The organism is Natronococcus sp., assembly GCF_047921035.1.
Taxonomy (GTDB): domain Archaea; phylum Halobacteriota; class Halobacteria; order Halobacteriales; family Natrialbaceae; genus Natronococcus.
The window spans coordinates 35,610-46,985 of the sequence record NZ_JBLRWX010000011.1 but is presented as its reverse complement, the minus strand read 5'-3'; the positions used below and the strand labels follow the sequence as shown (position 1 = coordinate 46,985).

At 67.2% G+C, this 11,376-nt stretch carries 11 protein-coding genes; 2 read left to right on the top strand and 9 right to left on the bottom strand.

Features of this window, described 5'->3' with window-relative positions:
- A partial coding sequence (locus ACNA7R_RS04105; protein WP_416282279.1) for a (Fe-S)-binding protein occupies positions 1–859 on the top strand: 859 nt, incomplete at its 5' end.
- Between the two features lie 60 nt (positions 860–919).
- Here ACNA7R_RS04105 and ACNA7R_RS04100 read toward each other — a convergent pair.
- From ACNA7R_RS04100 to ACNA7R_RS04060, 9 genes are all read right to left on the bottom strand, one after another.
- Positions 920–1,360, bottom strand: coding sequence for a type II toxin-antitoxin system VapC family toxin (locus ACNA7R_RS04100; RefSeq protein ID WP_416282278.1), 441 nt, complete (start codon positions 1,358–1,360; stop codon positions 920–922).
- The gene (locus tag ACNA7R_RS04095) at positions 1,357–1,635 is read right to left on the bottom strand and encodes a hypothetical protein (protein WP_416282277.1); all 279 of its coding nucleotides are present in this window, start codon (positions 1,633–1,635) and stop codon (positions 1,357–1,359) included. The genes ACNA7R_RS04100 and ACNA7R_RS04095 overlap by 4 nt, the downstream gene beginning before the upstream one ends.
- 232 nt (positions 1,636–1,867) lie before the next feature.
- Positions 1,868–2,599, bottom strand: coding sequence for a type 1 glutamine amidotransferase (locus ACNA7R_RS04090; RefSeq protein ID WP_416282276.1), 732 nt, complete (start codon positions 2,597–2,599; stop codon positions 1,868–1,870).
- A 102-nt stretch (positions 2,600–2,701) separates the two neighbouring features.
- The gene (locus ACNA7R_RS04085) at positions 2,702–3,937 is read right to left on the bottom strand and encodes an AMP-binding protein (protein ID WP_416282274.1); all 1,236 of its coding nucleotides are present in this window, start codon (positions 3,935–3,937) and stop codon (positions 2,702–2,704) included.
- A gap of 21 nt (positions 3,938–3,958) precedes the next feature.
- On the bottom strand, positions 3,959–4,756 hold the full coding sequence (locus tag ACNA7R_RS04080; RefSeq protein WP_416282273.1) for an alpha/beta fold hydrolase: 798 nt from the start codon (positions 4,754–4,756) through the stop codon (positions 3,959–3,961).
- 54 nt (positions 4,757–4,810) lie between these two features.
- Positions 4,811–6,049: an ArgE/DapE family deacylase gene (locus ACNA7R_RS04075; RefSeq protein WP_416282272.1), complete on the bottom strand. Its 1,239-nt coding sequence runs from the start codon at positions 6,047–6,049 to the stop codon at positions 4,811–4,813.
- 73 nt (positions 6,050–6,122) lie between these two features.
- On the bottom strand, positions 6,123–7,634 hold the full coding sequence (locus ACNA7R_RS04070) for a tripartite tricarboxylate transporter permease (RefSeq protein WP_416282270.1): 1,512 nt from the start codon (positions 7,632–7,634) through the stop codon (positions 6,123–6,125).
- Complete coding sequence (locus ACNA7R_RS04065) at positions 7,631–8,518, bottom strand: hypothetical protein (RefSeq protein WP_416282269.1); 888 nt, start codon at positions 8,516–8,518, stop codon at positions 7,631–7,633. The genes ACNA7R_RS04070 and ACNA7R_RS04065 overlap by 4 nt, the downstream gene beginning before the upstream one ends.
- 196 nt (positions 8,519–8,714) lie before the next feature.
- The gene (locus ACNA7R_RS04060; RefSeq protein ID WP_416282267.1) at positions 8,715–9,758 is read right to left on the bottom strand and encodes a Bug family tripartite tricarboxylate transporter substrate binding protein; all 1,044 of its coding nucleotides are present in this window, start codon (positions 9,756–9,758) and stop codon (positions 8,715–8,717) included.
- 208 nt (positions 9,759–9,966) lie between these two features.
- Between ACNA7R_RS04060 and ACNA7R_RS04055 the strand changes: the two genes are divergently transcribed.
- Positions 9,967–11,271 carry an ArgE/DapE family deacylase gene (locus ACNA7R_RS04055; protein WP_416282266.1) on the top strand — a complete coding sequence of 435 codons (1,305 nt, stop codon included), beginning with the start codon at positions 9,967–9,969 and terminating at the stop codon, positions 11,269–11,271.
- Positions 11,272–11,376: the final 105 nt, after the last annotated feature.

Here is an 11,376-nt window from a genome sequence, read left to right as displayed (position 1 = left end):
TGACGCCCGCGAACAGGAGGTCGACTACCTCTGGTACGTCGGCGACTACCCCAGCTACGACGACCGCAACAAGAAGGTCGCCCGCTCGCTGGCGACCATCCTCCAGGAGGCCGACGTCAGCTTCGGCATCCTCTTCGACGACGAAAAGTACGACGGCAACGACATCCGCCGCGTCGGCGAGGAGTTCCTCTACGTCGAACTCGCCGGCCACCACGTCGAGACCTGGGAGGACTGCGAGTTCGACACAATCGTCTGTACGGACCCCCACTCCTACAACACCTTCAAAAACGAGTACCCCGAGGTCGACTTCGAGGAGTTCGCCGACGATCCGATGATGCCCTTCGACTACGAGGCCCAGTGGAACGCGGACGGCGAGGTCGAGGTCTACCACTGGACCCAGGCCGTCGAGGAACTCGTCGACGAGGGCCGACTCGAGCTGTCGGGCACGGAACTCGATTACACCGTCACCTACCACGATCCGTGTCACCTCGGGCGGTACAACGACGAGTACGAGGCCCCCCGCGAGATCATCGAAGCGACGGGCTGCGAACTCGACGAGATGCCCCGCAATCGCGAGGATTCCTTCTGCTGTGGCGGCGGTGGCGGCGGCCTCTGGATGGAGTTCGACGAGGATCCCAAACCCAGCGAGGAACGCATCCGGGAGGCCCTCGAGGACACCGACGCGGGCTCGGGCATCGAGAAGTTCGTCGTCGCCTGTCCGATGTGTATGACGATGTACGAGGACGGGCGCAAGACCGGCGGCTTCGAGGACGACATCGAGGTCGTCGACGTCGCCGAACTGCTCGTCGAGGCGATCGATGCGCAGGAGAAGGCCGGACTCGAGGTCGCGCCGGAGTAGCTAACTGTCGGTTCTCGGCCGGAGGCCCTCCTGATATGCCCGAGCGCAGTTTCCGTATCGCTACTCGCTCGCGATCGTTTCGGGGTCGATTCGATCCACGAGACCGTCGAAATCGTCGTCGAAGCTGAGCACGGCGTCGAGATTGTAGTCCTCGACGAGTGCGATCGTACTCGCATCCGTGAAACTGAGCGAGTGGTCGGCGTACCGCTCGAACGTCTCGAGCGTCGCCTCGAACAGTTCCGGCGTTATCGTCGCGAGTTCGATCCGGTCGGGATACGGTCCGTGTCCGAGGATCCGCCGACCGAGGGTCCAGGCGTCTTCGTAGCTTCCGGTTCGAGTTCGCGTGAGCGTTATCGCTTCGTCGAACACGTAGTCGCTCGTGTACGGTTGCCCGAATCGTCCCGTCAGGACCGCACGCATCGCGTCCGTCGCCGCGTCGTGTCTCGCCGCTGCGACGTCGTGCTGAGCGAAGAAAACGCCGGTGTCGATGAAGACCGTCATTCGCCGTACAACACGTCGTCGATCTCGTCTTCGCTCGTCTCGACGCCCGAATCTACCGTTCCGGAGAGCCACTGATCGATCTCCTCGTCGGACAGCGGTTCGAAATCGTCGCGAAACGACTCGATCAGTTCGTCCTTCGACTCGTACGCACCGATGACGATTCGCTCGAGCAGTTCCTGTTGCGTGACGTTCTGACCTGTCTCGAGCCGGATCTCCGCCTGTAACTCCTCGAGTCGCGATTTCGTCGTGTCCGTGACTTTGACCGAGGTGCTCATAGCGGGTAGTAGCGGATGCTACTGAGAAAACTGTTCCGCCGGATTCGATCCGGCCACTCGGAAATCGGGGCCGAGGGTGCAAACGTACCTTTTTGCTGCGGGTCCTCGCTCCTGCGGTCGCTCGAACCACTTGCAAAAATCTACACGCTAAAAAGTCGCTCGCTCCCGCTGGTCGCTCGCGGGTGCTGCGCTCGACGACCGGCTGCGGCGGTATCAGTTCCGTCTGTACCGATCAATCCGAGGATCCGGCTCGCGTCGACGTCGCTCCGCTCGAAGCGGTCTCGACCGACTGCAGTTCCGCGACGTACTCGAGGAAGTTCTCGAAGACGAGCTTCGCCTCGCACGCGCTCCGGTAGTTCTCGTCGGTGATCTCCGCGAGCACCGAGTCGCGCCGTTCGTCCGACAGCTCCTTGCGGTGGACGAGTTCGCGGGCCGTCTGCTGGTCGTACTCGGGGTGGAACTGGACGCCGAAGACCCGGTCCTTGCGGAAGCCGTGGTTGGAGTAGTCGTTTGCGGCGAGCGGTTCGGCGCCGGCGGGCAGCGCCGAGACCTCGTCGGCGTGGCTCGTGAAGGCGGTGAACTCGCTCGAGATCCCCTCGAACAGCCGGGACTCGCCGGAGTGTTCGATCCCGCTGTAGCCAACCTCGTAGGCGCCCATATCCTCGACGGTACCACCCAGGACGTCGGCGAGCAGCTGGTGGCCCCAACAGATCCCCAGGAACGGCACGTCGCGAGCGATCGCCTCGTCGACCCACTCCTTGGTCGCGTGGATCCACTCCTCGGCCCAGTAGACCGACGTTCGCGAGCCCGTGACGACGGCGCCGTCGAAGGCGAACGTCTCGGGTAGTTCCCCCTGCGTGATGTCGAACTCCGCCAGCGAGGCGTCGAGTTCGCGTCGAAAGTTTCGTGTCGTGTTCGCGTCCTCGTGAGCTGCGTTCAGGACGGCGATGCGTAGCTGACCCATCACCACTCCCTGGCCGCTCGGAGGAAAAATGCCTTCTGCTACGGCCGGGCGTTGCCGGAAGTTCGGAGCGGCATCCTCGAGCCGTACCGATCCGGGGACGGCTCACGCTCGACGGTAACTCCCGTCGTCGCTCCGGCGGAACCGCTCCCCGGTGTCGAGCCAGCCGTCGACGAACCCCAGCGTCTCGCTCGAGGCCGCCTCGCTGCCGTCGCGGTCGTCGGCAGGTGTTGCGTACTCGTCGGCGACCACCGGGCCCGAAAGCTGTAACCGTCCCGTCGTCTCCCCCTCGAGGACGGCTCCCTCGTCGTCGACCAGTCGCGCGTCGCAGTCGAGCACCGGCTTCCCGATCGCCTCGCCGTCGGTCGGTCCCGACACCGTCCGGGTCGTCGCCGTGGGACACGCCGGCGTGCCGTAGGCCCGCGAGACCGCGACGCCGTGCTCGAGCAGCGTCTCCACGGACGCTTCCTCGACGGTGTGATCGCAGATCGCGCGCTCGAGGCCCGCGAGCGCGCCGGCGTTCTCGTCGATCGCGAGTTCGCGGATCGGCGCCCGTCGGCCGGAGACGACCGTCACCCCGCTCTCGTCGATCGCCGCCAGGGTGTCGCCGGGATCGAACGCGCGGTCGAGCAGGAGGCGGCCGCCGGCGTACAGCACGGGGAGCGCGGTTCGAAACAGCCCGTCGGCCGTCGACAGCGGGTCGAGGACGAACCCCGAGTCCTCGCGGGAGAGCCCCCACTCGAGGACGGCGTCGATGCAGTTCCACTCGAGGGTTTCCGACAAGAAGGTCGCCACCGACTCGCCCGACTCGTCGTGGATCGCGAGCAACGGCGCGTCGTCGCCCCGCTCAGTTCCGGCGTCGACGGCCGACGCGTCGGCCGCCGCGAGTTCCTCGAGCGTCACGGTTCGATCGGAGGGAATCGAGCGAACGAGATCGCGCTGGGCCGCCTCGGCGACGACGACGGCCGGCTCGAGAACCTCGAACGGACGGGTTACGGTCGCGGGCGTCAGCCGGTGCGAGATCGGGGCGAGCGTCGCCCCGAGTCGGCGACACGCGAAGACGAGCGCCAGCGACGCCACCCGGTTCCGGGTGACGAGACAGACGGTGTCGCCGGGGTCGACGCCGCGGTCCTCGAGCGCGCCCGCGAGCCGACCTGCGATCCGGGACAGCTCCGCGTAGGTGACGCGGTCCTCGTGGACGGTTTCGGCCGGCGCGTGGAGCCGGTCCTCGGAGGCGTCGACGATCGCCGTTCGGTCGGGAAAGCGCTCGGCGCGACGAGCCAGCGAGAGAGTCACGTCGGCGTCTTCGGCGGCCAGCGCCGTAGTAGCATAGGGGGACAAGCGCAAGCCCCGACCGACCGATCACCCCTCGTCGTCTGCCCGCGACTCGAGAAAGCCCAGCAGCCGATCGTTGATCGCCCGGGATCGCTCGATCCCGACGAGGTGGCCCGCTCGAGGGAGCGGGACGAACTCCCCCCGGGGAAGCCCGGCCGCGAGGTCGCGGCCGGCCTCGGCCGGAACGAGTTCGTCGGCGGTACCGTGGAAGACCCGCGTCGGCTGGGTCACCTCGACGAGCCAGTCGTCGGCGTCGAACCCTTCGAGAGCGGCGAGCTGGGCCGTCCATCCCTCCCTGGTGGCGTCGCCGTCGGCTCGCCAGTCGACGATGCCATCAACGATATCGGGCTGGTTCGTGCGGAAGTCGGCCGAGAGGCCCGTCTCGAGCGATTTCCGGAGCGCCGCGCGGTCGTCGGGGTCGGCGAGCAGGGGCTCGAGGTCGAACGCCGCTCTCCGAGCCGCGGTGCCGAGCACGGATAGCGTCGCGACCCGCGTCGACTCCCGGGCCGCGGCGAGCGCAACCGCACCGCCCAGTCCCGCGCCGACGAGGTGAGCGTTCCGGGCGTCGACGGCCGCGAGGACCGTCTCGAGGTCCGCGACGAGCGTCTCCATCGAGTACGGTCCGGGCGGCGCGTCGGATCGACCGGTCCCCCGGAGATCCCAGACGACGGTCTCGTAGGGACCGGTCAGCGCGGCGTGTTGCCACCCCCACGACCAGCCCCCGAGGCCGGCCTCGGGGACGAAGACGACGGGCTCACCCTCGTCCTCGCCCCCGCTCTCGCGGTGGTAGTACAGCGAGACGCCGTCGTTCGAAACGGTAGACATACTCGAGGAATAGCGTTCGCGGCCCAGGTCGGTTTCGGTTCGCGAGTACCGGTGTCAGGCCGCGAGGTACGACTCGGCGGCCGCGGCGAGGGTCTCGCCGGCGACGAGCACGTCCTCCCACGCGATCGTCTCCTCGGGGAAGTGGGCCTGCCCGATGTTCCCCGGACCGAACAGGACCGTCGGGATTCCGGCCTCGACGTAGTGTCGGCTGTCGGCACCGTAGGTCCCGGCCCGCGGGTCGATCGCCTCGAGCCCCTGGGCCGTCATCGCCGACTGCACCGACCGGACCACCGGCTCGTCGGGGTCGATCTCGGCGGGCTCGAACTGGATCGAGAACCGCTCGAACTCGCAGTCGACGTTGGTTTCGGCGACGGCCTCGGCCAGCCGCCGGTCGAACTCCCGCTCGACCTCGTCGACGGTCTCGCCCGGCGCGACGCCGATGCGGATCTCGGCGACGAGTTCGTCCGCGACCGACGACGCCCAGCGCCCCGCCTCGAGGCGGCCGACACAAACCGGCCACGCGATCGGGAACTCCTCGTACAGGGGGTGGGAGACGCGTTCGCCACGTTCGGCCTCGAGGTCCTCGAGCGCCCGTCGGATCCGCTCGAACGCCGGCAGCACCGACTCGCCGCGCCAGCGCGTCGCCGCGTGGGCGGAGCGGCCCTCGAGCCGGAGCCGTTTCATCAGGCTCCCTTCGGTCGCCACCACCGGGCGACAGTCGGTCGGCTCGGCGACGATCGCCGCGTCCCGCGAGAAGGGGTAGGGGTTGTCCAGGGCCGCGGCGGCCGCGCCGATCCCGCCTTCCTCCTCGCCGGCGACGCTCTCGACGACGATCCGGCCGTCGATCTCGGGGCTCGAGGCCTCGAGCTGGCGGGCCGCGAACGCACAGGCCGCCAGCCCGCACTTCATGTCCGCTGCACCCCGCGCGGTGAGCCGGCCGTCGGCCCACCGGGGCTCGAACGGATCGCCCTCCCAGCCGCTGCCCGCCGGCACCACGTCGATGTGGCCGTTCAGGACGAGCGTCTGCCCGGCGTCGGGGTCGCCGAACTCGAGCACGCCGGCGACGCTCGGCCTCTCGGCGGTTTCGATCTCGTCGGGGTCGCTCGGGAAGGATGGGTGGGCCGCGAGCACCTCGGCGTCGGCCTCCCAGCTGTAGGTTTCGAACCCCCACTCGACGAGCCGTTCGCGGAGCCACTCCTGGGCGGGCGCTTCGTTTCCGGCCGTCGTCTCGAATCGGCAGAGTTCGTCGGCGAACGACCGTAGCTCGGCGTCCCACGCCGTCTCGAAGTCCATGCACGGAGCGAGGGACCGCGCCTACAAAATACCGCGTGGCATCGAGGTGCTCGAGCGGAGCCCGAAAGCGCGGTCAGGCCGACTGCCTGTCCTCCCACCAACGCTTGAGGAACGGGCCGAACAGCAGCGCCGCGATCAGGGTCGAGAGGATAAGGGAGAGCCAGCGGCCGTACTCGAGCGGGTTGACGAAGATCATGTACGAACCGTCCGAGAGCTGCAGGGCGGTGTAGAGGTTCTCCTCGGCGATATCCCCGAGGACGACCCCGAGGACGAACGCGATCACCGAGTAGTTGTACCGCACCATGTAGAAGCCGATCACGCCAAAGACGATCACGGTCAGGATGTCGATCGGGTTGATCCGCAGGGCGTAGGTCCCCAAAAACGAGAGGACGACGACCATCGGGATGATGTAGTCCGTGTCGATCTTCGTCAGGTACCCCAGCCGGGTCACCGCCGACAGCCCGAAGACGAGGATAACGACGTTGCCGACCAGCAGCGCTAGCAACATGGTGTACGTCAGCGTGAGTTCGCCGCTGGGATCGAACATGCTCGGCCCCGGTCGGAGGTCGTGCATGAGCAGGCCGCCGATGAGGACGGCCGTCGAGGAACTGCCCGGAATGCCAAACGAGATGGCGGGAACGAGCGAGCCCGCGACGGTGCCGTTGTTCGACGCTTCGGAGGCGATAACGCCGATCTCGTTGCCCGACCCGAAGGAGTCGGGATCGCTCGAGGAGCGGACCGCCTCGGAGTAGGCGACGAAGTTCGACACTGTCGCGCCCGCGCCGGGAATCGCACCGACGATCATCCCGATGTTCGCGGACTTGAACACCGTGATCGGGTGTTTGACCGTCGACCGGATCCCTTCGGTGATACCCGCCCTGTCGATCGTAACCTCACCTTTCGCGATGCCGCCCTCCTGGCCGGCGAGTTTCATCATCTCCGCGATCGCGAACAGCCCGATCAGGACGGCGACGAAGTCGATGCCGTCGTAGAGGTACATCGTCTCGCTGTAGCGCTGGTCGAGCGACATCGGTGCGATACCGACGGTCGTGACCAGCAGTCCGGCCACGCCCGCGAGGATCCCCTTCGCGAACGACCCCCGGGTGACGACGGTGATCATCGCCAGTCCCAGGATCGCCACGAGGAACCGCTCGGGCGTCCCGACCGCGAGCACCATCTCGATCAGCGCGGGCGAGAACAGGATCAACGCGGTGATCGTAAAGAGGCCCGCGAACGCCGAGGCGGTGGCGGAGATGGCGAGCGCCGTCGCCGCCCGCCCCTGCTGTGACATCGGATAGCCGTCGAACATCGTCGCCGCCGAGGAGGACACCCCCGGCGTGTTGATGAGGATCGCGGCGATCGAGCCGCCGTACATCGAGCCGCTGTAGACGCCCACCAGCAGGATGATCGCGTTGGCGGCCTCGAGCGGCAGGGTCAACGGCAAAATGATCGCCATCCCCAGCGGCGGACCGAGTCCGGGCAGGCCGCCCACGATGATGCCGATGAGCACGCCGGCGAGCAGCCAGATCATCGTCTCGACGGTCAACAGCGCCTCGACCGCGCCGACGAAGGATTCGACCGTCATGCGAGTACCACGCCCCACTGGAGCAGGTCACCGGCGTGGATCCAGAGGCCGAGCAGGTCGTCCGGCGCCGGGAGTTCCCAGCCGGTGAGCCACCCCTCGGCGATGTCGTCCTGGATCAGGTCGTAGAACAGGTAGGCGGTAACGAAGCTGAGGACGGTGAGCGCGACGGCTTTGACCACGCTCATCCGAGCCCAGATCGCCCAGGCGACGACGAAGATCGGCGTCGCGTACAGCATTCCGATCGTGAAGGTCAGCAGCATGTAGCCGACACAGAGCAAGCCGGTGACGACCGGCCCCTTCGGGTCGTCGATCTCGTAGACGTACATCGCGGCCGAGTCGCTCTCCTCGTCGCCCGACGATGCGTCGGCGTCGGCCGCTTCCGGATCGGCCTCGTCGGCCGGCAGCTCCTCGAGGTCGGTCTCGTCGGTCGGCGCGTCCGTCGTCTCCTTGTCGCCCATCACCTGCATCGGCTCGGCGACGAACGACTCGACGGACTCGCCGAACCGCTCGCGGAAGCCGACCGCCGCGACCAGCAACGCGACGCCCGCGAGAAGCTGAACCAGTCCGCCGCCGTCCTCGAGCAAGACGGTACCGCCGCCGTACGCGAGGTACGCACCCAGGCCGGCGCCGACCAGCGGGGCGACGACGGTCAGGTAGTTCCGGGCAAGCAGGAGAAAGGCGAGGACGACCGTTCCGCCGGCCATGAGCTGCGGGAACGTCTGGGCGTCCGGGGCGAACTCCGAGGCGCCCCGGTACATGTAGAGTCCGACGACGAAGAACAGCACCAATAGGACGTGTTCCATCGTCGGTCGCTCGCCGAGCACCGTCTCGAGGGGGTCCCGAACGCGGTCCGCGACCGAGCCTACGCTGTCGTCCTGTTCCATGGCTGGTGCCGTCGGACGGCGATGAGTGAGGGTGCGTCTCGGCCGGCGCCGGTTCCGATGCGATATCGTCGGCAAGCGCTGCTAACAGCAGCGATAACGGTAGATTCGTTCCGTAACATCTCTCTTTTTGGTGGCTTCACGGGCAACGTGGTCGGCGTCTCGATTCGGAAACGGCTTCGACGGTCCGGGTCGGCGACTACTCCTCGGCGTCCGCGTCCTCGACCATCTGCTGGAACTCGTCGAAGCCGCCGATCGCGTCCTCGACCTGCGATTCGATCTCGTCGACGCTGCCGACGTACTGGTCGGCGGCGTCGTCCATGTCGCCGAACTCGACGATGTTCCCGGTCTCTTCCTCCCACTCCTGGGTATCCTCGTGTTCGGTCGCCTCCCGGACCGCCTCCATGATGACCTCGCGTTCCTCCTCGGGCGTCTCCGGTGGCGCGACCTGCACCTGGTAGAACTCCGTGATCCAGGCCAGGCTGTCGCCGTAGTCCGTGATCGGATCGATCTCCGGGAACGTCCCCGTGAGGTCGATGTCCATCAGGTTGACGATGGCGCGTGCCTCGCCGGACTCGACCGCGGAGATCGCGGAGGTGTTCGTCGCGATGCCGGCCGCGACCTCGTCGCTCAGGACCGCCTCCTGGACCGGACCGCCGCCGTCGTACGGAACGATGTTGTCGGCGTTGAGGTCGTACTCGTCCTGGAGCAACAGCGTCGTCAGGTGACTGTCGCTGCCGGCGCCCTGGTACGCGAAGCCGCTGATCTCGCCGTCGGCGTAGCCGTCTCGGAGTTCGTCAAACGTTTCGATGTCGTAGCTGTCGTTGATGATGATCGTGTAGCCGAACACGCCCGAGTGGGCGATCGGCTCGAGGTCGTCGGGGTGCCAGCCGTCGACCTCCTGGGCCCGCCAGGTGAAGCTCCATCCCGGCGGGTTGACGGTCCCGAACGTGTAGCCGTCCGGATCCTGCTCGACGAGCCACTCGCTGCCGAGCATGCTGCCGGCCCCCTCCCGGTTGTCGATCTCGATCGACTGGTCGAGCGGGTCCTCCATCAGCGGCGCCATCTGGCGGGCGTACGTGTCCGTTCCGCCACCCTCTCCCCAGGGAATCATCCACGTCAAGGATTCGGAGGGGAAGTCGTCCCCGTTATCACCATTCTCGTCCCCGAGACACCCCGCGAGTCCGGTCAATCCCACAGCCCCAACTGCACCCGTTGTCTGGACGAACGTTCGTCGGTCCATGATAACCGAGAACACGAATCAGGAGTACATAATAGTTTTGAATATCCGGAGAGAAGCGATCCGGAAAATTATTGAGTTTTCCGTATTATTCGGCGGACCGTTACTGGTTACATATCCCGACGCGATTCCTGGATAAATGTAATCTTCACTTCAAGAACTGGCGTCGAATCCTCCGTAAATATATCCTCCCGCTTCCCTACCGTCTCGCATGGACGACCGAACGGCGAGAAACCGAGTCGAGGAGGCGATCGCGGATCGGGAGGACGAGCTGCTGGAACTGCTCGAGGACCTCGTCGCCGCGAAGTCGGTGACGGGATACGAACCGCGCGGACAGGACGTGATGTGCGAGGCGTTCGACGACCTGGGGCTCGAGGTCGACACCTGGGAGCCAAGCGTCGAGGACCTCGAGGGCCACCCCGGCTTCTTCCGGACGTCGTCGTACGACGAGCACGGCTACGAGGGCCGGGAGAACGCGGTGGCGACCGTTCCGGGCGCCGGCGACGGTCTGACGCTCGCTCTCTCGGGGCACATCGACGTCGTCCCCGCAGATCCGGAGTCGGCCTGGGAGTCCGACCCCTGGACGCTCCGCCGCGAGGGCGACGAACTCTACGGCCGGGGCGTCTCCGATATGAAGGGCGGGCTCGCCGCCATGCTCGTCGCCGTCGACGCCCTGCAGGACGAGGGGATCGACCTCGCGGGCGATCTCTACGTCCAGAGCACGATCGAGGAGGAAGCGGGCGGGGTCGGCGGCCTCCTCTCGGTCCTCGAGCGGGGCTACGTCCCCGACGCAGCTATCGTTCCGGAGCCGTTCGGTCTGCCGAACGTCGGCATCGCCAGCGCCGGGGTGATGTTCTTCGACGTCACGGTACCGGGAAAGAAGGCCCACGCCGCCTGGGGACACCAGGGCGTCAGCGCCTTCGACAAGGCCTGTCTCGTTCGCGGCGCGCTCGAGAAGTTGAACGACGAACGGCAGGCGACCATCGACTTCCCGCCGGCCTACGGCGCCGATCCCGACCTCGAGGGCCACGTGACGAACATCAACCTGGGCGTCGTCGAGGGCGGCGACTGGCCCGCCTCGGTGCCCGCCGAGGTGCTGTTGAAGGGACGGGTGGGGTGGCCCCCGGGCGAGAGCCGCGCCGAGGTCCGCGAGGCGATCGAGAGGGCGATTCGAGACGCCGCGAGCGAGGACGAGTGGCTCGCCGAGAACCCGCCGATCGTCGAGTGGACCGGCTGGAACGCCGCGCCCCACGAGGTCCCCCGCGACGCCGAGATCGTCGAAACCGTCAAAGGGAACGCCGAGTCGATCACCGGCGAGGCGGGAACGTTCGTCGGCGGCAACGCCGCGCTCGACGAGCGGTTCTACCAGCGGTACTACGACGTTCCCGTCGTTACGGCGGGTCCCTACGGGCCGAACCTCCACGGCGTCGACGAGTACACGACCGTCACGTCGCTGCTCGAGACCGCCCGGACGCTCGCGACGTCGGCGATCGACTACTGCGGGCTCGCGGAGTAACTCACGAGGCTCGAGCGTTCGCGCCGTCACCCGCCGGCGTCCGTGGATCACGACACGCCAGCGATGTGAGAGGTCCACACTTATTTCCCGAAAGATCGTCTCGTG

Bases quoted from the DNA above. Each gene is read 5' to 3' on its own strand.
- ACNA7R_RS04100 (WP_416282278.1), bottom strand. From the start codon at position 1,360: ATGACGGTCTTCATCGACACCGGCGTTTTCTTCGCTCAGCACGACGTC.
- ACNA7R_RS04095 (WP_416282277.1), bottom strand. From the start codon at position 1,635: ATGAGCACCTCGGTCAAAGTCACGGACACGACGAAATCGCGACTCGAG.
- ACNA7R_RS04090 (WP_416282276.1), bottom strand. From the start codon at position 2,599: ATGGGTCAGCTACGCATCGCCGTCCTGAACGCAGCTCACGAGGACGCG.
- ACNA7R_RS04080 (WP_416282273.1), bottom strand. From the start codon at position 4,756: ATGTCTACCGTTTCGAACGACGGCGTCTCGCTGTACTACCACCGCGAG.
- ACNA7R_RS04075 (WP_416282272.1), bottom strand. From the start codon at position 6,049: ATGGACTTCGAGACGGCGTGGGACGCCGAGCTACGGTCGTTCGCCGAC.
- ACNA7R_RS04070 (WP_416282270.1), bottom strand. From the start codon at position 7,634: ATGACGGTCGAATCCTTCGTCGGCGCGGTCGAGGCGCTGTTGACCGTC.
- ACNA7R_RS04065 (WP_416282269.1), bottom strand. From the start codon at position 8,518: ATGGAACAGGACGACAGCGTAGGCTCGGTCGCGGACCGCGTTCGGGAC.
- ACNA7R_RS04060 (WP_416282267.1), bottom strand. From the start codon at position 9,758: ATGGACCGACGAACGTTCGTCCAGACAACGGGTGCAGTTGGGGCTGTG.
- ACNA7R_RS04055 (WP_416282266.1), top strand. From the start codon at position 9,967: ATGGACGACCGAACGGCGAGAAACCGAGTCGAGGAGGCGATCGCGGAT.